This is a genomic window from Ruegeria sp. ANG-R (assembly GCF_000813985.1).
In the GTDB taxonomy this organism is placed as follows: Bacteria; Pseudomonadota; Alphaproteobacteria; order Rhodobacterales; family Rhodobacteraceae; genus Ruegeria.
In genome coordinates, this window is record NZ_JWLJ01000002.1 from 288,251 (window position 1) to 309,973 (window position 21,723).

General features: G+C 55.0%; 27 protein-coding genes and 1 tRNA gene. 6 read left to right on the plus strand and 22 right to left on the minus strand.

The annotated features are described in order from the left end of the window. The first annotated feature begins 32 nt into the window (after positions 1–32). A complete protein-coding gene (locus tag RA27_RS10030; protein WP_039538210.1) occupies positions 33–518 on the plus strand; it encodes an Lrp/AsnC ligand binding domain-containing protein in 486 nt (161 codons plus the stop codon). 30 nt (positions 519–548) lie between these two features. Then, positions 549–1,115 (plus strand): hypothetical protein, encoded by a 567-nt coding sequence (locus RA27_RS10035; RefSeq protein WP_039537928.1) that lies wholly within the window; start codon positions 549–551, stop codon positions 1,113–1,115. Positions 1,116–1,177: 62 nt separating this feature from the next. Here the strand turns inward: RA27_RS10035 and RA27_RS10040 are convergent, their stop codons facing one another. The 11 genes from RA27_RS10040 to RA27_RS24385 form a co-directional block, all read right to left on the minus strand. Continuing rightward, positions 1,178–3,067 (minus strand): PhoX family phosphatase, encoded by a 1,890-nt coding sequence (locus tag RA27_RS10040; RefSeq protein ID WP_039537930.1) that lies wholly within the window; start codon positions 3,065–3,067, stop codon positions 1,178–1,180. Between the two features lie 369 nt (positions 3,068–3,436). After that, a complete protein-coding gene (locus RA27_RS10045) occupies positions 3,437–4,198 on the minus strand; it encodes a hypothetical protein (RefSeq protein WP_039537931.1) in 762 nt (253 codons plus the stop codon). Positions 4,199–4,354: 156 nt separating this feature from the next. Continuing rightward, positions 4,355–4,948, minus strand: coding sequence for a GNAT family N-acetyltransferase (locus RA27_RS10050; protein ID WP_039537934.1), 594 nt, complete (start codon positions 4,946–4,948; stop codon positions 4,355–4,357). Further along, the gene (locus RA27_RS10055; RefSeq protein WP_039537938.1) at positions 4,941–5,339 is read right to left on the minus strand and encodes a ketosteroid isomerase-related protein; all 399 of its coding nucleotides are present in this window, start codon (positions 5,337–5,339) and stop codon (positions 4,941–4,943) included. Before RA27_RS10055 ends, RA27_RS10050 begins: the two co-directional genes overlap by 8 nt. After that, positions 5,336–5,794 (minus strand): low molecular weight phosphatase family protein, encoded by a 459-nt coding sequence (locus RA27_RS10060; RefSeq protein WP_039537941.1) that lies wholly within the window; start codon positions 5,792–5,794, stop codon positions 5,336–5,338. Before RA27_RS10060 ends, RA27_RS10055 begins: the two co-directional genes overlap by 4 nt. 3 nt (positions 5,795–5,797) lie before the next feature. Further along, complete coding sequence (locus tag RA27_RS10065; protein ID WP_039537944.1) at positions 5,798–6,277, minus strand: UPF0262 family protein; 480 nt, start codon at positions 6,275–6,277, stop codon at positions 5,798–5,800. A 98-nt stretch (positions 6,278–6,375) separates the two neighbouring features. Continuing rightward, positions 6,376–7,677, minus strand: a complete 1,302-nt coding sequence (gene hisD / locus RA27_RS10070; protein WP_039537947.1) for a histidinol dehydrogenase — start codon at positions 7,675–7,677, stop codon at positions 6,376–6,378. 60 nt (positions 7,678–7,737) lie between these two features. Then, positions 7,738–8,187 carry a GNAT family N-acetyltransferase gene (locus RA27_RS10075; RefSeq protein WP_241484039.1) on the minus strand — a complete coding sequence of 150 codons (450 nt, stop codon included), beginning with the start codon at positions 8,185–8,187 and terminating at the stop codon, positions 7,738–7,740. A gap of 68 nt (positions 8,188–8,255) precedes the next feature. Then, positions 8,256–8,732 (minus strand): DUF2948 family protein, encoded by a 477-nt coding sequence (locus tag RA27_RS10080; RefSeq protein WP_039537953.1) that lies wholly within the window; start codon positions 8,730–8,732, stop codon positions 8,256–8,258. Continuing rightward, positions 8,729–9,997 (minus strand): UDP-N-acetylglucosamine 1-carboxyvinyltransferase, encoded by a 1,269-nt coding sequence (murA, locus tag RA27_RS10085; RefSeq protein WP_039537956.1) that lies wholly within the window; start codon positions 9,995–9,997, stop codon positions 8,729–8,731. Before murA ends, RA27_RS10080 begins: the two co-directional genes overlap by 4 nt. A gap of 6 nt (positions 9,998–10,003) precedes the next feature. Beyond that, on the minus strand, positions 10,004–10,159 hold the full coding sequence (locus tag RA27_RS24385; protein ID WP_193746496.1) for a hypothetical protein: 156 nt from the start codon (positions 10,157–10,159) through the stop codon (positions 10,004–10,006). A gap of 83 nt (positions 10,160–10,242) precedes the next feature. Between RA27_RS24385 and RA27_RS10090 the strand changes: the two genes are divergently transcribed. Beyond that, positions 10,243–10,317, plus strand: a tRNA-Thr gene (locus RA27_RS10090). A 418-nt stretch (positions 10,318–10,735) separates the two neighbouring features. On the opposite strand, the gene RA27_RS10095 is transcribed toward RA27_RS10090, so the two are convergent. The 5 genes from RA27_RS10095 to RA27_RS10115 all read right to left on the minus strand — a co-directional run bounded on the left by RA27_RS10095 (position 10,736) and on the right by RA27_RS10115 (position 14,613). Next, positions 10,736–11,860, minus strand: coding sequence for a recombinase family protein (locus tag RA27_RS10095; RefSeq protein ID WP_241484040.1), 1,125 nt, complete (start codon positions 11,858–11,860; stop codon positions 10,736–10,738). 27 nt (positions 11,861–11,887) lie between these two features. Beyond that, positions 11,888–12,205 carry a hypothetical protein gene (locus tag RA27_RS10100; protein WP_039537962.1) on the minus strand — a complete coding sequence of 106 codons (318 nt, stop codon included), beginning with the start codon at positions 12,203–12,205 and terminating at the stop codon, positions 11,888–11,890. A gap of 82 nt (positions 12,206–12,287) precedes the next feature. Further along, positions 12,288–12,581, minus strand: coding sequence for a hypothetical protein (locus tag RA27_RS10105; RefSeq protein WP_039537965.1), 294 nt, complete (start codon positions 12,579–12,581; stop codon positions 12,288–12,290). Beyond that, positions 12,578–12,937, minus strand: coding sequence for a hypothetical protein (locus RA27_RS10110; protein WP_039537968.1), 360 nt, complete (start codon positions 12,935–12,937; stop codon positions 12,578–12,580). Before RA27_RS10110 ends, RA27_RS10105 begins: the two co-directional genes overlap by 4 nt. A gap of 107 nt (positions 12,938–13,044) precedes the next feature. Continuing rightward, positions 13,045–14,613: a type IV secretory system conjugative DNA transfer family protein gene (locus tag RA27_RS10115; protein ID WP_082025092.1), complete on the minus strand. Its 1,569-nt coding sequence runs from the start codon at positions 14,611–14,613 to the stop codon at positions 13,045–13,047. Positions 14,614–14,679: 66 nt separating this feature from the next. Here RA27_RS10115 and RA27_RS10120 point away from each other — a divergent pair, with 66 nt between their 5' ends. Next, positions 14,680–15,501, plus strand: a complete 822-nt coding sequence (locus RA27_RS10120) for a hypothetical protein (RefSeq protein ID WP_152610682.1) — start codon at positions 14,680–14,682, stop codon at positions 15,499–15,501. A gap of 358 nt (positions 15,502–15,859) precedes the next feature. Here RA27_RS10120 and RA27_RS10125 read toward each other — a convergent pair whose 3' ends face one another. Next, positions 15,860–16,570, minus strand: coding sequence for a hypothetical protein (locus RA27_RS10125; protein WP_039537976.1), 711 nt, complete (start codon positions 16,568–16,570; stop codon positions 15,860–15,862). 54 nt (positions 16,571–16,624) lie between these two features. Beyond that, positions 16,625–17,266 (minus strand): recombinase family protein, encoded by a 642-nt coding sequence (locus RA27_RS10130; RefSeq protein ID WP_039537979.1) that lies wholly within the window; start codon positions 17,264–17,266, stop codon positions 16,625–16,627. Positions 17,267–17,430: 164 nt separating this feature from the next. Here RA27_RS10130 and RA27_RS10135 point away from each other — a divergent pair, with 164 nt between their 5' ends. Further along, positions 17,431–17,772: a hypothetical protein gene (locus RA27_RS10135; protein WP_039537981.1), complete on the plus strand. Its 342-nt coding sequence runs from the start codon at positions 17,431–17,433 to the stop codon at positions 17,770–17,772. 49 nt (positions 17,773–17,821) lie between these two features. On the opposite strand, the gene RA27_RS10140 is transcribed toward RA27_RS10135, so the two are convergent. Together RA27_RS10140 and RA27_RS10145 are read right to left on the minus strand one after the other, a co-directional pair. After that, complete coding sequence (locus RA27_RS10140) at positions 17,822–18,610, minus strand: metallophosphoesterase (RefSeq protein WP_052265247.1); 789 nt, start codon at positions 18,608–18,610, stop codon at positions 17,822–17,824. A 93-nt stretch (positions 18,611–18,703) separates the two neighbouring features. Then, complete coding sequence (locus RA27_RS10145; RefSeq protein WP_152610683.1) at positions 18,704–19,450, minus strand: hypothetical protein; 747 nt, start codon at positions 19,448–19,450, stop codon at positions 18,704–18,706. A gap of 162 nt (positions 19,451–19,612) precedes the next feature. Here RA27_RS10145 and RA27_RS10150 point away from each other — a divergent pair, with 162 nt between their 5' ends. Then, the gene (locus RA27_RS10150) at positions 19,613–19,858 is read left to right on the plus strand and encodes a hypothetical protein (protein WP_241484042.1); all 246 of its coding nucleotides are present in this window, start codon (positions 19,613–19,615) and stop codon (positions 19,856–19,858) included. Between the two features lie 76 nt (positions 19,859–19,934). Here the strand turns inward: RA27_RS10150 and RA27_RS10155 are convergent, their stop codons facing one another. Then, positions 19,935–20,855 (minus strand): nucleotidyl transferase AbiEii/AbiGii toxin family protein, encoded by a 921-nt coding sequence (locus RA27_RS10155; protein ID WP_039537988.1) that lies wholly within the window; start codon positions 20,853–20,855, stop codon positions 19,935–19,937. Continuing rightward, complete coding sequence (locus RA27_RS10160) at positions 20,842–21,693, minus strand: type IV toxin-antitoxin system AbiEi family antitoxin domain-containing protein (RefSeq protein ID WP_039537991.1); 852 nt, start codon at positions 21,691–21,693, stop codon at positions 20,842–20,844. The genes RA27_RS10155 and RA27_RS10160 overlap by 14 nt, the downstream gene beginning before the upstream one ends. Between the last annotated feature and the right edge of the window lie 30 nt (positions 21,694–21,723).

A 21,723-nucleotide genomic window follows, 5' to 3' on the forward strand; every position in this document is an offset into this window, starting at 1 on the left:
GGTTAAATGAATTGAAATATGGGGTTCTGGCGATGCAAAAAGACTTTCCGGGCCTTGATCGGTTCGATCAGGCTATCCTGACGGCGCTGGCCGAAGATGGCCGGATATCGGTGGCTGATCTGGCCCGAAGGATAGGCTTGTCCAAATCACCGACGCAAGCGCGTCTCAAACGGCTTGAGGCGGAAGGGATCATAACGGGTTATCGCGCGATGCTGGACCCGATCCGCCTTGGGCTGGATCACGTGGCGTTCGTCGAAGTGCGCCTGAACGATACCCGGGAAAAGGCACTGGCCGAGTTCAACGCGGGTGTGCGCAAAGTTGCAGAGATCGAGCAAGCCCATATGATCGCTTCGAACTTCGACTATTTGCTCAAAATCCGGACACGTTCGATGTCGGAATACCGTGCTGTTCTGGCCGAGAAAATCTCATCACTGCCGCATGTAGCCAACACGTCGACCTTCGTAGCGATGGAGGCGGTGAAAGAAACCGGCCTTCTGAACCCGGTTGAAAGCAGTTGACCTAACGTATCGCCGCGCCAGTTTAGGGGGATGAAACCCACGGTTGCCCAAGTCGCTTTGGCGTTAATCGCGCCGCAAGTCGCTTCAGAGAAGGAATGTCCGGCCTCTCCGGATCACATCGCAAATATCGATGCTCTGATTGCGCAAACTCAAAGCGCGACAAGCGAACGCGATGCAAGGGTCATCGCGGGCCAGATGTGGCAATACTGGACAGATGCACCGGACGCCCGGGCCCAGACATTGCTTGATCGCGGCATGGCTAGACGCGAGGCATGGGATTTGTTGGGGGCGCTGGAGGAGCTTGATGCGCTGGTGGGCTACTGCCCCGACTATGCCGAAGGCTATAACCAGCGGGCGTTTGTCAATTACCTCAGGCAGGATTACGGGGCTGCACTGATCGATTTAGATCGAGCAATCGCGCTATCGCCGAACCACGTCGCTGCTCTGAGCGGGCGGGCTTTGTCACTGCTCGGCCTCAATCGTTTGGACGAAGCGCGTGCCGCATTGACAGGTGCGTTAGAGCTGAATCCTTGGCTATCCGAACGCGCCTTGCTTGCGCCGGGTGGATTATTGGACCCACCGGGTGAGGATATCTGACAGCGGAAAGAAAACGCCCCCGGTGCAGGCAACCGGGGGCGTCAAATAGATTTCGTGGTGAATTAACCTACCAGACCGTTGTCCGACCGTTTGATCGCAATCACAGAAGAACGCGGGGTGCCTCCGTCGGGCCAGTTGCTACCCGGATGCTGGATGCCAACAAACATGGTGCGCAGATCGGTTGACCATGCGAGGCCGGTGACTTCACACCCATTCGGGCCGGTCATGAACCGCACGATTTCACCCGTGACCGGATCACCAACCAGCATCTGGTTGTTGCCATTACCAGCGAAGTCTTCCTCGTTGTCATCATTGCCGTCGGTTTGAATCCAGATCAACCCGGTTGAATCAATGGCCATACCATCGGGAGAGTTGAACAGGTTGCCTTCGTTCACATTGGGCGAACCCGCGCGGTCGTCCGAATGTACAGCCGGATTGCCGGCCATCACATAGAGGTCCCATTCGAAGTCACTGGCCGCGTGATCTTCGTCGGCAGGGCGCCAACGTACGATCTGACCGTATTTGTTGGCGTCACGCGGGTTGGGGCCGTTGGCCGAAGTGTCATCCCCACCAGCATTTGGTTTCACGCCCCGGTTCTTGTTGTTGGTCAGGCAGCAATAGGCCTCGATCGCGACAGGGCTTGAGGCCACCCATTCCGGACGATCCATGGTGGTGCCGCCCGCAGCCGATGCGGCCATGCGGGTGAAAATCAGGATTTCAGCCACGTCCATGCCGGTGGTTTCCGGCGTCAACGGCAACCATTCGCCAGTCATGTCGTCGTTGAACTTGGCAACATACAGCGTGCCGTCGTCCAACAGGCCTTCGGTCTCGGCGCCGGGCTGATAGCTTCCGTTCGAGACGAACTTGTACAGATACTCTCCGCGTTCGTCGTCGCCCATGTAAACAACCACGCGACCATCCTTGGCCAGCGCGACCTCGGCGTTTTCGTGCTTGAAACGACCCAAGCCGGTGTGCTTGACAGGTGTGCTGTCCGGCTTGGTTGGGTCGATCTCGACGATCCAGCCTGCGCGGTGCGGCTCGTTGGGGTTCTTTGAGGTGTCAAAACGCGGGTCGAACAGCTCGTAGCCATTCCAGCTTTCGGCTTTTACACCATAGCGTTTGAAACCGTCTGCGACTTTCTGATCGTAGCTGGCATTCTCATCGCTTGAGCCAAAATAGCCGTTAAAGTTCTCTTCGCAGGTCAGGTACGTGCCCCAGGGTGTCTTACCGGCACCGCAATTGTTCATGGTGCCCAGCGAAGACGTGCCTGTCGGGTCGGCCTCGGTTTTGAGTAGGTCATGACCAGCGGCGGGGCCTGCGATTTTCATCGGTGAATTGTGGTGGATACGGCGATTGAAGGGGCTATCCTTCACAACCGACCAGCCTTCGGGGCCTTCTTTGATCTCCATCACCGTCACGCCCTGAATGTTCTGGAGTTTCAGAACGTCATCAAAACTGGCTGGAACACCGTCCTGTGCAGCAGGCAGGTTGATCTTGCGGTTCGGATACTCATGGTTGATCGCGATCAATTCGTGACCCTGGAACGAGAACGTCTCCATCCCGTCGGTATTCTCACCGAAGATCATGTCGGAATTCTCGACGGGGCCGCCGTCGGTCAGGTCATAACCATCTGCCTCGGAAAACAGAGGATCACCCCAACGCATCAGCATCTTCCATTCATAACCTTCCGGCACGTGGACATTGCCATCGGTCTGGGCGGGTATCGGTGTGAAGGCAAAGCGCGAGGCTTCAACCGCTTGTGCGGAAGTCGAACCCAGCAAGCCTGCTCCCATCGCTGCAGCACCCGAGCCAAATGCCACAACGCCAGTAAGGAAGCCACGACGGGAGATGGCGCTCTCCACCACGCGATCAAAGTCGTTTTCTTCTGGGCGGGGGAAGTGCAGCTCGTCCCAGTCATCGGCGGACAAAGTAGTGGGATCGACGTTTTTCATGGATGGCTCCTGGCTGTCTGAACAAAGATTCGCCCAGCGGGTTTAGAACGCTCACATGACAGGAAAATAACAGTTACTGCAAAGCTTCTTCCACACAGAGGCACAGGCAGCCAAGTGCCGATCGATGTTGAGCAACTGGTTAAATCTGATCCGAAGAAAGGATGATAAACTATGGTATAGCCGGTTCCCCACTCACAAAGTCCAGCAGCATCCAGTACTATTGAACCGCCATATTTTTTTGCCTCTAAAGTGCAATGATTATGAACCGTCCTAAACCTAATGCTTCTTAGTTTTACATGTGTTGGGCCGGAGGTGGGCAAGTTCGTGCTTTGTGGATCGCAAGGATGGGCAAGCTTAGCGGGCGCCTCGCTATTTTTTAGCTTTATAGAACTCTTCCGGGTTCCGCCTAAGGCATCTTTCCAAGCCTTCTTCCAAAGCCTTGATATCAATACCATCTGACACAAACGTGACTGAATCTCCTCCAGTGTGACCCGTTAGGCCCAGGTTCTTAAGCAAAGTACTCCAGTCCGGCACATCGCGTTTCAACGCGGCGCGTAGCAGAACTTCGATCTTCCGAATGTACCACAGAGTTAGCGTTGTAACCCGAATGTTCGGTGGTACATTTTGAGGCACGTGGGCGGCGATTGCAGTGCTCGCGCACGCCATTGACTCAGAGGCTACATAAAAAGCCTGCGCCGCGCTGTTCGGATTTACGTATTTGATGCCTTCATTGATCAAAGCGCCGCCTGCGAGAACAAGTGCGAGGTCTTTTCCGGATATAGATGCAGCGTTTCCCAGCGCCGCTGCGCCGGCGACCGTGATCAGCCCTGCCGCCGTCAGATCTCGATTGCGTGCGGCTTCGTCGCCAAGCCTTTTGTAGGCATCTGATAGCTGCAGCGCATAATATGCGGTGCGAATGGGTGCTCGAGCGAGTAACAGGCTGGTGGATTGAATTGTATCTGGAGGTGCTTGGAAGGTGCCTCCGACTGCTACCGAATGATTGATGATGTCGCCAGAAGTATTGGCCAAGACTGCCTGTTCCGCATTGAGCGCTCTGTTTTCATAGGCACAACCAGATATCACGGTCAGCAATGCCAGAATTGATATCAAGCGGCGAAAAGCGGAGTTCATCAAATTTCTCCATGAAAATAAGCAATAGAATAAACAAAACTATACAATTATGAGGTGTCTCAGGCAAATTCGGCCCTATGCGCTGTCACCTAAGAGGCATCTAGCTGCAGTATTGGGATAAGCGCCAGACGCTCACATATTGCATGAGCGGGCGTTTCACAGATCCCGTATCCAGAACTGCAACGGTTTCTGGGTTTCACCCTCATTGCCCCGATCTCTCCACGAGAACTGCGCGATGACATTAGGCAGTGGTGCATACCCGCGCACGCGCCAGAAAGCGTCGAGCGGGCGGTAGTTTGTTGGCCGCATGGGGTGGTCGGCAGGGCGTTGCACGCTGCAAAAGGCGCATTTGGCAAAGCCGAGGCGGCGGGCATGTGCTTCGCGCTGGTCGAAAAATTTGTGACCCACCCCCTGTCCGCGATATTGCGGCAACAGTACGGATTCGGCGCAATAGAAGATGTCGGTAAGGTTCAGGCCCGAACCTTCGAACGCGGCCGCAAAATCGTCAGCGTGATCGGTTAGCGGCGCACCGGTCGAAGCGCCGACCAAGGTATCTCGGTCAAATGCGCCGACGACGATGGCTTCGTCGCTGTCGATATAGGATTGCAGGTATTTGCGCTCGTACTCCAGATCACCGTCATAGAGGTAGGGCCAGGCGTGAAACACGTCGATCCGCAGGCGCGCAACGTCGTCTAGCGCCTCATGCAGCGCCGATCCGGTCAGCGCGCGGACCTCGGATATCTCAGCCATTCGAGACCTGTTTGGTCCAGTCGGCTAGGTTGTAGAAAGTGGTCACGCGGGTGATCTTGTCATCCCTGAGGTCAAAGAACGAACCTGCAGGCAGGCGATAGGTCTGACCGTGCGCTTCTGGCAAACCCTCATCGGTTTCCAGATAAGTGCCGTTGACGATGAACTCGGCGGCGGCGCGAGTGCCGTCTTTTGCCTCAAAGATCACGATATCTGTGAGGTTTTCGCGATAGCAGCGGTTCATATGTGCACAGAAGGCAGCGAATTTTTCTTTGCCCACACGAATCTGGCCTTCGTTGACGTGGTGGGCTACGTCATCGGACAGGCAGTCCAGCATTCCATCAACATCACCGGCGTTGAAAGCGTCGAAATAGGTTTTGACGGTCGGGTTCATGTGCTCTCCGTTGGTTCGCCCCAGCGATCCTTGAGATGCTTGATGATCTGATCGCGGGTCTGACGGTAATGGTGTAGCTTCTCCGCGCGCGTTTCGCCTAATCCGGTAGGGTCCATTATTGGCCAATAATCGACATCGAGGTGGAAAAACCGCGTCAGTTCCAGCGCTTTCCGCTGGCTGGCGGGCGACAGTGCCACGATCAGGTCGAACGAGCTGAGGTCATCGCCCCACTCCTCCATCTCGTCGAAAGAACGCGAACGATGACGGGACAGTTCGACATCGATCTCCTGACAGGCGGCAATGCAAAAGCCGTCGATTTCGAGGTCGTTATGCACACCAGCGGATTGCACATAGGTCCCGGTGCCATAAAACTTCTTCATGATGCCTTCGGCCATCGGTGACCGAACCGAGTTGTGGTCGCAACAGAACAGGATCGACTGCGGCAGCGGCTTCACCCGTCAGCCTCCGAAATGCAGCACGCAGATCAGCGTGAAGAGGCGGCGGGCAGTGTCTGTGTCGATGTCAGCCTTGCCCTCCAGCCGTTCCTGCAACACACGGCTGCCTTCGTTGTGGATACCGCGCCGGGCCATGTCGATGGTTTCGATCTGGCTGGGCGGCAGATTTTTCACCGCGTTGAAATAGCTTTCGCAAATCTGGAAGTAATCTTTGACCACCTGACGGAACGGGCCAAGTGACAGGTGAAATTCGGCCGCTTTTTCGCTGGCTTCGGTTTCGATGTCGAAGACCAGACGCTTGTCACGGATCGATAGCTGCACGTGATACGGCCCGTCCGGGATCGCGCGGTCGTCGCGGGTGGGCAGGGTGAACGAGTTTTCCTCGAGCAGATCATAGATGGCGACCTTGCGCTCCTGCTCGATCTCGGGGGTCGGCGGGGGCAGGTTTCGGTCGTCCAGTTCGATATGCGAGATACGGGTCATCTTTACTGTCACAATCCTTACGTCTGCACAGACCTATAACAACGGATTTCGTTGAGCAACGCACAGAAGCGCCAGCGGTCCGGAGTCTTTGCGTCAATTCAGCCGTTCAGGCTCTTTAAGCGTGCCGTGACCGACAGACCGTGCGCTTCCAGGCTCTCGGAACTGGCAAGTCTCTCGGCGGCAGGTCCAATCGCGCGCAGCGCTTCGGGTGTCATCTGGCTGAGCGTGGTGCGTTTGAGGAAATCCATCACGCTGAGGCCCGAGGAGAAGCGCGCCGAACGCGCGGTGGGCAGCACGTGGTTGGGACCACCGACATAGTCGCCGATGGCCTCGGGCGTGTATTGGCCGAGGAATATGGCGCCTGCGTGGACGGTTTTCTGACTCAGCCCCACCGGGTCAGCCACGCAAAGCTCGAGGTGTTCAGGCGCGATGCGATTGGAAAGGGTGGCGGCCTCGTCCAGATTTCGGACGGTGATCACCGCGCCGAAGTCACGCCAGCTTGCACCTGCAATGGAACGGCGCTGCAGGGTCTCGAGACGTTTCTCGACCGCCTGCGCCACAGCCCGTCCAAAGGCTGCGTCATCGGTGATCAGGATAGACTGCGCGCTTTCATCATGTTCGGCCTGGCTGAGCAGGTCGAGCGCGATCCAGTCCGGATCGTTGTCCTTGTCGGCGATGACCAGAATCTCGGAGGGGCCTGCGATCATATCGATGCCCACCTTGCCGAACACCCGGCGCTTGGCGGCAGCTACAAAGGCGTTACCGGGACCTGTGATCTTGTCGACGGGCGCGATGGTTTCGGTACCATAAGCCAGCGCTGCAATCGCCTGTGCACCACCGATGCGATAGATCTCGTCCACGCCTGAAAGCTGCGCCGCCAGCAGGACCAGCGGATTCACCTGCCCATCCGGCGTGGGTACGGCGATGGCCAGCCGTGCGACGCCCGCGACCTTGGCTGGAATCGCGTTCATCAAAACCGAGGACGGGTAAGAGGCCAGCCCGCCGGGCACATAAAGCCCCGCCGCCGTGACCGCAGACCAACGCCAGCCGAGCATTGCGCCCGCCGCATCGGTCCATTCCTGATCCTCGGGCAGTTGGCGCGCGTGATAGGCGCGGATGCGTTCTGCGGCCAGTTCCAGCGCGGTGCGGTCATCATCCGGGACCAGCCTGACCGCCTCGGCGATCTCGTCGGCGCTGAACGCCATGGTTTCAGGCGTCAGTTGCAGCCGGTCGAATCTGGCCGTCAGCTCAAGAACCGCCGCGTCACCACGCGTGCGCACATCCTCGATGATCTGTGCGACCACCGCGTCCACATCCGGGCTGTCTTCGCGTTTGGCGGCAAGCAGCGCCTGAAACGCGGGTTCAAAATCGGCGATGGTGGTATCGAGGAATACGGGCATGACAGATACTCCGGGGGTGTTTCAACGGGTCATATCGCCGGGGTCGCCGGGCCTCAACCCTTACGCGGCAGGGTGCAACGATTTGCGCATCGGGAATTGCGGGATGCCGTTCCATTCTGTCTGCTCGCCGTCAGCACGCCATCCCTGTGCAAGATAGAATTCAAACGCAGTCTCGGTCGCGTGCAGACGCGCCAGGGAACAGCCCTGTGCGCGCAGCGAAGCTTCCATCCGGGTCAACAGGGCAGACCCGAGCCCTTGCCCGGATCGATCGGGATCAACATAGAGCAGGGATATCTCACCTGCCGCGCGTACCCCGCCGACGGCGGAAACCTCGTCGCCGGTGGCCCCGACCCAAAGCTCGGCCCCCGAGGCGATCCATTGCCGGATCGACGCCGGGTCTTTGTTTGCCGTCCACTCCGCTAGTTTTTTTGGATTATTTCCATGATCCGCTTCACAAAGAAGAGTGATTGAGCGGATCAGAACGCAGCTCATTCCAAATACGTCGAACACAGTTGCCCGCCGCAAGGTGAGACCCAAAGGCGGGTTGGCAAACGCCTGCGCTATGCCGCGTTTGTTGTTCACTCCGGGTGATGAGGGGCGTGGCCTGACGGGGCCTTGTAGGGGCGTGTGACGTCCTTGAGCGTGGCATCCAGCGCTTCGACTGACAGGCGGATCGCACCGTCGCCGGCCAGCGTCAGCAACACCTGACCGTCGCCGTCCTCACCCGGCTCGAAATCGACCGACAACAGGGACAGGATCATATCCTTGTCGCTGCGGTCTATGCCCTGGCTGGCCACCTTAAGGACCGAGTCGAAAACCAGCACCGCCTGTACCCGTTCAAAAGCGCGGTTGCGTCGGGTGGCGGCATCCTTGTCCTCCCACCGGAATCTGTTCAGCAACAGCGCGAACCGGCGCTCGGATGGGCGCCATGTCATCTCGGTTACCGGGAACACAGCATCCTGCGTCAGGGTTGCAATGACCTGAAGGTCATCAGAATCCTCGGCCCCCAGGTTCAGCGGTGCCTCTCGGCCGTCTTTGAAACTCGCGTCTGTCATTGGCCCTTAATCCGTTCAATCTTTGCGCCCACGCCTTCCAGCTTGCGCACCACATGCTCATATCCGCGGTCCAGATGATAGACCCGACTGACGGTCGTCTCACCTTCCGCCGCTAACCCCGCAAGGATCAGCGAGACCGAAGCCCGCAAATCGGTCGCCATCACCGGCGCGCCTTTCAGGCGCTCAACCCCGGTGACCGTTGCCGTTCCGCCATGCACTTCGATATTCGCGCCCATGCGGACCAGTTCGGGGGCGTGCATAAAGCGATTCTCGAAAATACGCTCTTCAAGAACGGACACCCCCTCGGCCGTGCACATCAGCGCCATCATCTGCGCCTGCAGATCGGTTGGAAATCCAGGGAAAGGTTCCGTGACCACGTCAACCGAGCTCACGCGCCCATTCTTACGGGTCACCTTCAGGCCGTTGCTTGTCTCCTCGACAGCTACGCCTGCCGCATCCAGCTTGGCTGCAAAGGATTCGACCAGAGACATACGCCCGCCAAGCAGCTCGACCTCGCCTCCGCACATAGCGGGGGCCAGCATATAGGTGCCCAGTTCAATCCGGTCGGTCACAACCTGGTGGGTCGCGCCATGCAAACGGTCGACGCCCTGAATTTCGATGGTCGAGGTGCCTTCGCCCGAAATCTGCGCCCCCATCTTGCGCAGGCACTCAACCAGATCGACGATCTCGGGCTCGCGCGCGGCGTTTTTCAGAACTGTCGTGCCCTTGGCCAGCGTAGCGGCCATGACAATGTTCTCGGTGGCGCCGACAGATGCAAAGCGCATCTCATGCACCGCTCCTTTCAAGCCGCCGGGCGCTCTGGCGTGCAGATAGCCGTCTTTCAACTCGATCTCGGCCCCAAGCGCTTCCAGCCCCTCGACATGCAGATCCATCGGACGCGCGCCAATTGCACAACCGCCGGGCAGAGACACCACCGCCTGACCCAGTCGCGCCAGCATCGGCCCCAGCACAAGGTTCGAGGCACGCATCTTGCGCACGATCTCGTAATCCGCCGTGTGGCTGTTCAGGTCGTGGCTCGACATCGCCAGCACCTGACCGTCCTGCAGTGACGACACCTCGGCCCCCAGCGATTGAAGCAGGGCAGTCATCGTTTTGATGTCGCTCAGCCGCGGCGCGTTGGTCAGCGTCAGCGGTTCTTCGCTGAGAAGCGTGGCGGGCATCAGCGTCAAACACGCGTTCTTGGCCCCTGCAATCGGGATCTGCCCATTCAGCGGACCATTGCCCGTCACCAGAATCGAATCCATCTGCTCTTATCCCTCGTCCTTGCCTGCCTTGTCATCCGAAGCCGCCCGCGCCTTGGCCTGCGCCTTGCGCCGTGCCATGTTCGCCTTAAGCGCCGCTTTCAAGCGGTGTTCGCGCGTTTCGCCGGATTTGCCGTGTTTTTTGGGTGAATTTTTGTCTGCCATTGCCTTTCTCTACAGGAGTAGAAAAAAACCGTCCAGACACCCTTGCGCCGCGTTTCGTTTGAGTCTAATCACCCGCCCACGATGCTGCTGTAGCTCAGAGGTAGAGCACTCCCTTGGTAAGGGAGAGGTCGAGAGTTCAATTCTCTCCAGCAGCACCATCTCACTTTCTGATCCTGAAATTGCCCCTAAATACTTGAAGGGGAAAGAAAATTTCGGAGTTCCATACGCACCATTTTGGCTATACCTTAACGGCTCCGAAAACGCCAATCTGAGGACGGTTTGGCGCATGGCAAAATCATCATTTTTGTAAATATCCCAAGGACTTGACAGGAATCGTAAGGCGAGTTCCATACAATCCTCCAGCCGTCCCTTATCAGGCACCGTGCTGTCGATCTTTTCTTGAAGGGTGATCTTGTCGCGTTCGAGCTTGCTGATACGCGCCTCGTATGCGCTTACAACCGAGGCGTTGTTCGCCTCGACAATGCGGTCGAGCAAGCCTTCAATTTTGTGGTTAGTGTTGTCCAACTTTTTCTGCATTGCAGCTTTCTCACCCAGCGCGACTGAGAAGCGCATATCCTAGGCATCCCGCAACATTACCTCGGCAAGTTGGAAAAGCTCCTTTGCTGGCTGTAGGCCCTTTAAAATTTCCCCGAAACCTTCCTCCATTTTCGCTTTGGGGACCGATTTGCTTTTGGCCTCACAACCGCGCGTTTCGCATCGGTAGTATGCATAGCGGCGATACTTTCCCTTTGACCAAGCGGCTGTCATCGCGTTGCCACAGCAATCGCACGCTACGAAGCCGCGCAACGGAAAGTCCTCGTTTTTATCTTTGCGGGCCGGAAAGTGCCGCTTACGCCCTTCGAGGGCATCCTGAATCTTTTGGAAGGTTTCAAAACTGATCAAGCCTTCATGCTGTCCTTTGCGCGTGCTCACACCCCAATTCGGAGCCTCGACATAGCCAGCATAAACAACCTTCTTCAGTAGCCTGTTCACGGTCATTGGACGAAGTGTGCCGTCAGGCTTATCCTTTGGGAAATGCGGGCTGCGCTCCAAAAAACGCTGGACTTCCGCCTGTGATCCCAAATGACCCGACGCAAAGCCTTCGAGGGCATCAGTTACTAAGGGGGCAAGAACAGGGTCCGGTTCGAGAATCTTTCCGCCACCGGAAGGTGCAGACACGTATCGATAACCGATAGGAGCGCGAAAAACCCAGAAGCCATTCTCGACGCGCGCCTTCATCTTCTGGATCACTTGGCGGCGGTTCTGTTCACGTTCAAGTTCGCCCTGAGCTGCAATTACAGTTTCGATAAACTTACCTTCTGGCGTATCTTCAATGCGGAAATTCAGACATTCGATACTGGCTCCGCGCGTGGCAAATTCGCGGCGAAGTTTCAAATGAAATTCCGTGTCGCGAGCAAACCGTTTTAGATCATCAAAGATAACAACGTACGATTTGCCTTTTTGAGCATCAAGAAAGCTGAGCAACGCTACCATGCCGGGGCGACGCATAAAGTCACCGCCGCCACTAACATCGTCGGGAAAAACGCCTTCCACGATGTAGCCCTTGTCGTCGGCATAGGCGCGGCAGCGCTGCTCTCGGCTTTCGAGACCGCTGCCCTCTATGCGTTGTTTGGCTGATGACACGCGGCAATAAATCAACGCCCGTGTCATCTCACCATTTCTGTTTTGCTCGTTACTCATTTCAAATCCAAACTGCCCATTTGGGGGCTATTCACTTGTCGTTTCGTCTTTGCCTCGTTTCTTTGAGCGTACCTCATCGAAAGCCTCTTTGGCGTTCACCCTGTCGCCAGCGCCGGGTTTTCCACAGGCTTGCTGCACAGGATGAACGCCAAAGCCCATCTCGACAAAACTTACGATGACTGCCCATAGCGCCTGAATGAATTCTTCCTTCTGAGCATCAGTCATGTCCGCCCCATCAAGAAACGCTTGGTACTTGTGGAAATCTACGCGCACGATGGGTTTTGAAGACGCATCGAAGCTTTCGCGCAGGTCTGTTTCACCCGCGCCGATTAGATCATCCTTCATGGCAAAATCCTCCTGAAGAACGGTGGTTACTCTATCTTTAAGTATACCACCTTTGGTTGTGTTCTCGCAAATTTGGCCGCGTTTAGAAGGAGATATGGTCATCGTCTATCCCTCCACTTATTGGGCGAGAGGGTTCGCGGTCTTCGTTGGCCGGGCCTCGACAATGCCGTTGCCGTTCGTTGTACTGTTCTCGAAGCGCCCTGATCTCCCGTTCATAAGAGGCCAACTTGAATTGCTCTTCCTGTTCTTCAATCGCCTGTGCGAGCAAAGTTGCCGCCAAGTCTAGCGTGTCCACATAGCCGAGATAAACCGCCATCCTCCCAAGTTTTTGGGCGATGTCTGGCCCCAGAAGTATTCTGTATTCGAAACGAGTCATGACAGCATTCCTTCTATGAGTTTGTTCAAATTCAGCGGCAGGAAGGTAACGAGTTTGCAGCGCGTACCGTATTCAGGTCTGACCTCACGGCGACCCTGAACACCGTAGTAGGCGCACCACGACACCGCGTTGCAGGTGCCGAAGCCGCGCATCTGGTGCCGACATTGGTATTCCCAGCCAACATGACGCGTACCGACAAAAAGCAGGAACCCAGCCATACCAGACAGTACGATCAGCCGGGGACGCATCAGGATCGCCTTGACCGCCTGACCGATCGGGCGGAACAACGGCTTGTTCTCTGTCCGACCGCGCTTCGGTGCATTGTTGTTGAGAACCTTGGTCTCGATCTTTTTCATGTCGTTTCTCCCGCTTCGGGGTGAATGGTGTATTGCAGCTTTGCGACTGGCTTGGCCTTCGGCGTTTTCCCTTCAACCGGGTTGGTTTCCGCCCAGCCATTCCACGGCTAAACAAACCAGTACGGTACGCGCGTCGCTTTGATGGGCGGCAGGCGGTTGACCAGCAAAAGCTGCTCATGAGAAGGCATCAGGCGGATTTCGCTCGAGGCCATAAGCGACCTGCCCGTCTCCGAAAGGCTTTCGCCAATCTCGTCTGTGTCGAAACGCCCGAGATTGAAATTCTTCGTCTTGACCGTCTGCTGGCCCAGAGCCCGCGAGAGCGTATCTGCCGTGAGCAGGTCCTGAACGGCAAAGAATTGGAGAACCTCAGACTGCGATTGCAGCGTCCGGGTCGTGTGAGGACCGTAGATACGGGTAAGTTCGGCCAATTCCTGAACGATCATCCAGACGCGCACGCCTAGACCCGGCAACGCCGTCAGGCTCTCTGCCAGCCCGGAAAGCTTGCCCATATTGGCGAACTCATCGATCATGAACAGAACTTCACCGCGCTTGGGCGAACGGGCAACGGCTGTAATCGCTTGGTTAACGATCAGGCCAAGTGCAGCGCCGTGTGAAGCAATCCGGTCCTGCGGGAAAGCAAGATAGATCGAAACATCGCCGTTCTTAAGGTCTGCAAGATCAACATCTGAGCCGCTTATGGCGTCTGCGAGATAGCCGCCGGGTTCGTAGATATCGAGAACCTGAACAGCGCCCGCTCGGAAGTCACCAAACTGGTCCGGGTTGTCCTTCATCTGATGCGCAAGGTCATCGCCCACATCGGCTAATATCCCGCCGAGCGCATCGATGTTGCGCATCGCGCCAACCGCGCGTGCCAGCCGCCTTGGATTGGCGATAGTGCGCCACAGTTCCGGCAGAGTGCAACGCTCAGGCGTCGCGAGCGCGAGGAATAGTAAGACGCCGCGCAGGATGGCACGCGAGCCGTCGCGGAAGTAACGGTTCCTCGGGTCTTCGGGTTCTGGGAAGAGTTGCAAAGCGATGGCCTTGACCTCATCCGTCAAACCACGCTGGCGCATCGGATTATTCGCCATTGCGATCAGCCCTTCAAGCGGGTTGATCCGATGCTGCGGCAGACCATGCAACCCCCACGGATTCAAAATGACAACTCGCTGCCCAAACCGCTCGTGCCGATGCTTAGCTGTAACGGCGGCGAGCTCGCCTTTGGGATCGGTCACAATAACCGATCCTGTGTAGTGCAGAAGGTTTGGCAGAACGGTACTAATGCCTTTGCCCTGCCGGGCTGGGGCGCAGGTTAGAAGGTGAGCCTTGCCGCTATAGAAGATCGGCGTTTCATCCAGCATACCGAGATAGAGGCCGCTGGCATTCAACATGCCCGCTTCGTCACACTGTGCCAGTGTAGCAAAGGCTGCTTGCCCGAATGTACCAGAGGGCTTTTCGGCAGCTTTGCGTTTCTCCCGCTGCCGAAACGCCTGATAGTACCCGGCAATGCCATCAAGGGCGGCGATACCACCAACCAGCTTGAACAAGCCCAGATAGAGCTCATCGGCAGGGTTAGCACCACCCATCAGGCTCGGCGCGTAATGCGCCATCGCGATGAACGATGTGCCAAGAAGCAATCCGGCGGTCGGTGAACGACGACTAGAATTTCTTTCTGCCATTTCGTGTCTCCATCACTTGACGCGGGTTCAATCGCTGGCTTCCAATATCGGCAGCGGATCAGCGATGTGAACGGACACGAAATGGACACGGGAGCGATGACAGGGTTGCCCAGACATTTTACGGCTGAAGAACGAACGCAAATACGGGCTGCGCTTTTGGCGCACAAAGAGTTTAACGGCCTGAGTGCACGAGAAATTGGCCTTGGCATTTCGAAGGCTACAGATACTACCCTTACCGAAGAAGCCGGACGAAAGCGCATAGAGCGGTTTCTAAACGATGCGAACGAGACAGAAGACAAATTTGTCGGCGCTATAGCCAACTACCTTAATCAGGTAACACCGCCTGACATGGAAGAAAGCGCAATAGCGTTTGCTCAGTTGCTTATTCTGTCCTACGAAGTCGGCACCAACCTTACTGCGCTTACCGGGCGTTATCAGACGTATATTCGCCCGTTACAGCTCGCGCAGCCGCAGTCGGTTTGGGCTGATGTCGCGACAGTTTCAACCGAAGCCTGGAGCCGACCAAGGCGTGAATTCGAAACCGCCTACGCCATTGTCACGATGACCCCGATGGAAAAATGCAATGCTCTCAAAGTCACCGATGCCGTGACGAACGTAGCGCTGAACGATGACATCGATTTCTTTGCAAAAAACCCGGCTGCCATTGCAAACAATGGCGTGCTGGCCCCATTCGGTCCATCGGGGTTCTTGATGATCACACGTTCGCTCATTGAGACGCGAATGTACCGATTGGTGAGAGTGGCCGAAAATCCGGTAAAGCTACGCGGCCACCTAACACTCAGCGGCCTACAAGCTTCATTCAATCGGCGGGCCGATCTACAGCCCTTTGATCCTGACTATGAAGTTGAATTGATCAAGGTTGGGTGACAAACAACTTTAAGACTTTGGGCACGATATCCAATTGATAGCTCAAGGACTGACTACTGCATTGATGAGCCTCCAACTCTTTTCTCACTCGGGACTAGGTGACCTCTGCCCGGATGAAAATGAGTAAATCGCTGGAAAACTGATCATCGCCCCAGCCGCTAAGGTAGTAGCGGACTCCGCTGGCACACCGCATAGTGCGGCTAATCCGAAACCGACCGTAACAGTCAGGGCTGTCTTTCCATAAGCAGCCCAGAAAAACTTACTTCTAAGATTTGACATATCCTTTATCTCCTTGATATTTATAAAAAATATCAAAATACAGGTGTGGCGACTAAATTGTCAACATCTTAAAGAAACGCTATGGAAGAATTCGGCCTAGGCGTTCAAAGATCGTTGGCGCGGCCTCTTCAATTCGGTTCCAGCCCCATCCGCCAGAAGCTATCCCCAAAACACCAGCAGCTAACCCTCCAGATTGCGTGGTGATCCAGCCATCAACAACGATTGCACCCAGCCCCAGAACGGCGTCTCCAAGAGCTTCGCCGAACTCGGTTTCTTCCGGTGTCGCAGGTTCTGACAATTCATCGGGTTGTACATTACGAAAAGTGCAAGCAGCATCTTCGATAGCTTGTACGACGGGAACAGGTTCAGTTTCAACTAAACTAGTTGTTTTTGGTAGGTCGAAATTGTCTGCAATCTTCCCGGACAAGAGTGCCAAAGTGATGTCGGTCGCTCCGGCCTCCCTAAAGGCTTCCACCTCAAATGAGACAAATTCTTCTAATTCAATCGCAAATAGTTCCTCCTCGCTGGGGTAACCGAATTCGTTCTGCAAGTTTTGAGTGTTCTCTAATACGAGGTTTTGAAGTGCTACTCGAAAAGTTCCGCAACTCACATTGCTCACGTAGCGGACATCTCCCTTGGTCCATTCTCCTTTCTCAGCAATTGCGGCAATTGCATTAAGATCATCAATTGAGGCGAATGGAGAAAAGTCTGTGTTCCCTACCTCGTGCGCATTTGAAGCCACGGGCAAACAAAAAACAAGAACGGCAACAATCAGTTTGAGTAAGCGCATGATCAATCTCCTTGAAAAAATCACTTTGATGGAATGTTCGCTCGAAAGCTGATTTCAATCAAGTAAATGGCGGCTTGAGAGGTTTTCTTTCTCAGCATTGCCAGTGGCCTTCAACGACTTCAGCCTTCTGGCAAGGGTGGAACGAGAAACTCCATATTTTCGCGCCGCCTCGGCTAAACTGACGTTCTGCTGTGTAATCAACCGCTGCGCGCCAAGAGCGCTCTCGGCGCAGAGTTTCTGGGGGCGTCCCAGCTTCTTTCCACTCTTACGCGCCGCATCTAGCCCAGCTTTGGTGTTTTCGATGATCACATCTCGCTGAAATTCGGCAAAAGCGCTAAACATATGGTAAATAAATTTCCCGCCGGTTGTCGTCGTATTGATCCCCTCGCAAATCGAACAGAAGTGAATACCCTCATCGCCAAACCGAACCAGCAGGTCGGCAAGGTGCACGACTGACCTGCCTAATCGATCAGGTTTGAAGACGATAACCGTATCACCTTGTCTGATCTCGCGCAGCATTTCGTCAAGTCCCGTGCGATTTTTGCGTGCACCGGACACACCATGATCTTCAAACACCAGATCGCATTCGATTGCCGCTAGTGCTTGCCTCTGCATCCGCAGTTTTTGATCTCCAGTGGACACGCGTGCGTATCCAATCCGACGGCCCGGAGACTGTATTTGTGGCCAAACGCTCATAGAAAAAAGCTCCCGGTTCGTTCAAAATCGAACCTTTTTGAGCGAAGCTGATATTGCGTTTGTTCAGAAAAGACAGCGCGGCATTCACGCACAAATGCAAAGTGTTCACTGTATACCAAAGTCATAGAATCTCGTAAATGTTCGGCGGTCAAAAACCTTCGATTATGATCACACGCAAAACACTGATTTCGAAACTTATTTTCGCAGCAACTGCGAGTTTCCCACAGCTTTCAGCCTCCCAGGATTTCACAAGTGCAACGGTTTTGGATTGGGACCCGGTTTCTCAGAACGCATTGTTCCAGCCATCCATTACGATGACCAACATTGTTGCCATGAGGACTGGCGAGCATGACCAGATCGTTACATGTATCAATGACTGGTATGGCACCGAAGATCAGCAAGCCGAGCGGCACGATGAAATTTTGCGGGTTTTGGCTGACTACCCCGAGCACCACCCGCAAGGCATCATTCTCGCGGTTATCGAAAAGGCCTGCGGAAAATTCTAATCATACTCGCGCACTAACCCAACAGTGCGACGGTTTCGAATGCTTAGAATTAGACTTCATGTATCAGGCTCGCGATCCGCGCACTCGGGTCGTTAACCTCATCTGGATATCCCAATGAGACATTGCATAGCTGCGTTTTGTCCAGCTTGGTATCCTGCGCATTATGGCAATGCCCAAAAAACCACTGATCCGGCTTGTAGGTTGTGATTAGTCCGCTCAGGTCACTCGCATAGGCCGCCTCCAGCCCTTCCATCTCGTCCGGCAAAACACACTGGTGAGGTGCGTGGTGTGTGGCAATAAAGGTCTGGCCGTCAAAGGACTTGCTCAGGTTATCTTCCAACCAACGCATATGATCTCTGTGCCTGGACAGCAAATCGGACGGCCATAGCTTTCGGTAGCCTTGGGCAGCGACACGGATTTTCTTATAGTCGTTCATGCGAGACGTGATCGTGCCCGCATTTAAGGCACTGCCCAAACCGAGCTCAAAATCTGTCCACAGCGTAGCACAGAGAATTCGCGTATCTCCGAGAATAATCTGTTTCTTCTGGGCATAGTTAACCCCAAAAGAGCTAGCAATCTCTTTCAACCGACCTTCCCCATCTATGCGGAAGTCATAAAAATCATGATTGCCCGGAAACACTGAGACCCGCTCGAGAGGCAGCAGTTTTGAAAGTCTTTCAAACGCATATTTCCAACGGATTGTCGGCTTGTTCGAAACGTCACCCGCGAGCAACAGGTAATCCAATTTGGCGATTGTGCCTTTCAATCCCTCGAAAGGGTTTCTTTTGCATTCCGCCCAAAAGTCATCATGCAAATCAGACAGGATAAGAACACGCATGAGAAGCACCAGATTAACTTAGGGGCGCACACCGTCGTGCGCCGAGACAAACCGGCGACAAGCTTACTGTTGAAGAGAAGAGTTTAGTAGGTCCTACAACGTAGGGATATCGAAGTTCGTGTTCGACGAAAACGCTGGCGTTTCGATATTCGCTCCCTCAAACTCAGCACGCACTTGCGGCGGCATTTGCTCCCGAATAGCGTCTTGGATATCCTGCAATTCTTCTTTGCTTGGCGGATCGTCTGCATCACTCATCCGGTCACGGGCAGCGCCCAGCACATTCACCTGATAATGCAGAATGGCGTCAACGTTCTTTTGCGCCGTGTCCACGGCTTCGCTTTGGCGCTTGAATTCCTCGTAGCTCGATGCGCCGTGAGGCCAATCTACGGCGTCCGCATCAATATCCGTCAGTTGCTCATGAGCACTCGTCCAGACCCGTCCTTGCGCATCACGAAAGACAACACGGCCATCGTCAAGCCTAGCTGCGCTGTCCAGTGTTTCATTGAATGCTTCGATCTCTTGTGACAGGCGTTGATTAGCCTTTTCCAAAGCAATCTCCGTCGCAGATTCAGCATCTGCCAAGAGCTCGAATGTCTCATTGTAGAGAGCCGCATACTCCGGATCATCCATCAGAAGCTGCTGCAAAAGGGTCAGCGCTTCATCGTGACCTGCATCGCGGGATTTGCCTAATCTACCTCCGGCCTTGTCGCTTTTGAAAAATCGCGCCGCACGCCCATTGTCGCGCCCGGCAATCTCATTTTGAAGATCATCGAAATCTTGGGCTTTTCGCTTAAAGGTAGCAGCCAGCCGAGCTTGTTCTTTCTCAACGTCACTTAACACAACCACTATTTTAGTTAACTGCCGTTAAAATTTCGTAAATCCCTCTGCTTCGCGGTGGGCGGTTTTTTCGACGCCACCGCTTCAAATCTTAGAGGTGTTTCAAATCTCCCCTGAATTACATCTGCGTCATCCCGAACCATCAGCGCCTTCACTGAGCCGAGCATGATGGGTGTGGGGCCGAAAGGCCCTGAATGGTTTGGGGTCTCCTTGAAGCAAAAGGAGAATGACATGAAACTTGTTTCTCGATTTGAAGCGGCAGCACTGAGCACCGCCGCACTATATGGCCTGCGCAAAGAGGCATTTATCGCCTTCACTGCGGCACCCCGCGATAGCCGGGAGCAAAGCGATGCGCTTCTTTCGATGAAAAACATCGACATTGAACTCGCGATACGCCCGCCGGGTCCATAAATCCAAAGCGGCTGGCAGCAATGCCAGCCGCCAACATCTTCACTGTGAATTGTGACAAATGAGCTTTTCCGGGCGGCTACTGCTCAACCACACCCAAAGAGCGTTCAAGCAAAGCGACTAACTCATCACGACGGTCCTGTGACAAGGAGTCGAGGTTGTGCTGCCGCCATTTGACCGCAGGTAAGTCTTGCACGTGCTCAAAACTAAGAAGCGACCAATCCGGCACGCCACGCTCAAACCCGATCAGGAAATCCCTGTGGGCGTCGGGCATGTTGCCGATCAGATCGTCAATCATTTGCTTCTGGGTATGGATAAGGTCTTCAATTGGTACATCCGTTTCGGTCATACCCTCAAACCCGTCCCTATACTCATCAGCCAGGTCTTTCACGCGGCCTGAAAGAACTTCGCCCATAGGACGGTTGTGACTGAGCAGGTAAACGACAAAGGCCTCGCGCAATGCATCTGTCAAACCTTCGTTAGCCAAAAGATCGCGTACATCAAACAAATCACGGGGGTGTTGACGATCCAAGGCAGCGACCAGTTTTCCGGCATAGAGGTCTTCAAAAGACACGACGGCGATTTCAGCAAAACCAAAGGCATCTTCCACAGCTTCGGTTACAGGTTGAACAACGGGTTCACTGACGACACCACGCAGCACGGGAGAGACTTCAATTTTCACCTGAGTTTGGTCCGCCGCAACGATCAGACGTAGCACTGTGCCGGACTTGATGCTTTGTGTTGTTTTTACACCCGGAATCTCGGACAGAATAGCGGTCTCGATCCGCTTCATTGCCGCATCAATCCCGGCTAACGCTTCTGGCCGGGCGTGCATCGGCAGATACATCAGGTCGATATCAACAGACAGGCGCGGCAGGTCGCGCACAAACAGGTTGATGGCTGTTCCGCCCTTCAACGCAAAGCAGTCTTCACGGGCCGCGATGGGAATAAGGCGCATCAGTAGACGCACTTGGCGTTCATAGTTTTCACGAAAAGCCATCGAGATCCTCCGGGACGGTTATGAGGTAGGTTGGATCAAGACGCCCGCCTTTTACCAGCATCCGCTTACCTTTGCCGAGATCAACGGCCTCTTTGTCTACACGCTTAAGCCAAGCGTGCTCATGTCGGTCGGCAAAGTAGAAAAACAGGCGTTTAACTTTTACGCTGGTGCAATCCGCTAGCAGCTTTTGCAGTCGTCGGGGGCTAAAATTTGCGGCACCCTGCATAAGCATGTCGGCCTGATGATAGCTTTCGCGGCTTGGTAGCTCATCTAACATTTCGAGATAGGCGCGCTCTGGCCTCGAGAGTGTCAACGGCCAATCCCACTGCCCCCACGACATTTGGTCAAGGCCGCCACCCCGAAGCTTTTCACGGTCGGTTCCTGTGTTTTTTTCAACGTCCCACACCAGACTGCCCAGCCCCGATGTGATGGGGTCATTTCTGAATAGGTTTTTGCTGTTCCGGTAGCGGAATTCTTGCGGGAGATTTAACTTGCCAAGCCAACTGGGTAGCTTTTCAGGACCATAGAGATATACCGCTTTGGTCTCCTGCACGAGGTAATGAGCGTATCCTTGAAGTTCCAGAGCCGTTCTGCCGCCGACGACAAGCGGAACATTCAATAGATTTTGGAGCGATATCACCACTTGCTGCCAACTCAGCGAGCCATACGGGCGCTGATAAACACCGCGTGCGGGCTGTTTGAGCCAGCCACTTTTGACGTAATAGGCACGCAGGTTGCTCGCTATGCCCTGTTTTTCCAACCATGCGGCATCGACCAGCAACCCTTCCGGCAGGTTCTTTTCGAGTTGGTTTAGATGTGATGCTCTTTGCTCAGTCATATTGAGTATTTTAGCACAATATCAAACCAC

Coding starts and splice junctions, on each gene's coding strand:
- RA27_RS10030 (WP_039538210.1), top strand. CDS start 33: ATGCAAAAAGACTTTCCGGGCCTTGATCGGTTCGATCAGGCTATCCTG.
- RA27_RS10035 (WP_039537928.1), top strand. CDS start 549: ATGAAACCCACGGTTGCCCAAGTCGCTTTGGCGTTAATCGCGCCGCAA.
- RA27_RS10040 (WP_039537930.1), bottom strand. CDS start 3,067: ATGAAAAACGTCGATCCCACTACTTTGTCCGCCGATGACTGGGACGAG.
- RA27_RS10045 (WP_039537931.1), bottom strand. CDS start 4,198: ATGAACTCCGCTTTTCGCCGCTTGATATCAATTCTGGCATTGCTGACC.
- RA27_RS10050 (WP_039537934.1), bottom strand. CDS start 4,948: ATGGCTGAGATATCCGAGGTCCGCGCGCTGACCGGATCGGCGCTGCAT.
- RA27_RS10055 (WP_039537938.1), bottom strand. CDS start 5,339: ATGAACCCGACCGTCAAAACCTATTTCGACGCTTTCAACGCCGGTGAT.
- RA27_RS10065 (WP_039537944.1), bottom strand. CDS start 6,277: ATGACCCGTATCTCGCATATCGAACTGGACGACCGAAACCTGCCCCCG.
- hisD (WP_039537947.1), bottom strand. CDS start 7,677: ATGCCCGTATTCCTCGATACCACCATCGCCGATTTTGAACCCGCGTTT.
- RA27_RS10080 (WP_039537953.1), bottom strand. CDS start 8,732: ATGACAGACGCGAGTTTCAAAGACGGCCGAGAGGCACCGCTGAACCTG.
- murA (WP_039537956.1), bottom strand. CDS start 9,997: ATGGATTCGATTCTGGTGACGGGCAATGGTCCGCTGAATGGGCAGATC.
- RA27_RS24385 (WP_193746496.1), bottom strand. CDS start 10,159: ATGGCAGACAAAAATTCACCCAAAAAACACGGCAAATCCGGCGAAACG.
- RA27_RS10095 (WP_241484040.1), bottom strand. CDS start 11,860: ATGAGTAACGAGCAAAACAGAAATGGTGAGATGACACGGGCGTTGATT.
- RA27_RS10100 (WP_039537962.1), bottom strand. CDS start 12,205: ATGAAGGATGATCTAATCGGCGCGGGTGAAACAGACCTGCGCGAAAGC.
- RA27_RS10105 (WP_039537965.1), bottom strand. CDS start 12,581: ATGACTCGTTTCGAATACAGAATACTTCTGGGGCCAGACATCGCCCAA.
- RA27_RS10110 (WP_039537968.1), bottom strand. CDS start 12,937: ATGAAAAAGATCGAGACCAAGGTTCTCAACAACAATGCACCGAAGCGC.
- RA27_RS10115 (WP_082025092.1), bottom strand. CDS start 14,613: ATGGCAGAAAGAAATTCTAGTCGTCGTTCACCGACCGCCGGATTGCTT.
- RA27_RS10125 (WP_039537976.1), bottom strand. CDS start 16,570: ATGCGCTTACTCAAACTGATTGTTGCCGTTCTTGTTTTTTGTTTGCCC.
- RA27_RS10130 (WP_039537979.1), bottom strand. CDS start 17,266: ATGAGCGTTTGGCCACAAATACAGTCTCCGGGCCGTCGGATTGGATAC.
- RA27_RS10135 (WP_039537981.1), top strand. CDS start 17,431: ATGATCACACGCAAAACACTGATTTCGAAACTTATTTTCGCAGCAACT.
- RA27_RS10140 (WP_052265247.1), bottom strand. CDS start 18,610: ATGCGTGTTCTTATCCTGTCTGATTTGCATGATGACTTTTGGGCGGAA.
- RA27_RS10150 (WP_241484042.1), top strand. CDS start 19,613: ATGATGGGTGTGGGGCCGAAAGGCCCTGAATGGTTTGGGGTCTCCTTG.
- RA27_RS10155 (WP_039537988.1), bottom strand. CDS start 20,855: ATGGCTTTTCGTGAAAACTATGAACGCCAAGTGCGTCTACTGATGCGC.
- RA27_RS10160 (WP_039537991.1), bottom strand. CDS start 21,693: ATGACTGAGCAAAGAGCATCACATCTAAACCAACTCGAAAAGAACCTG.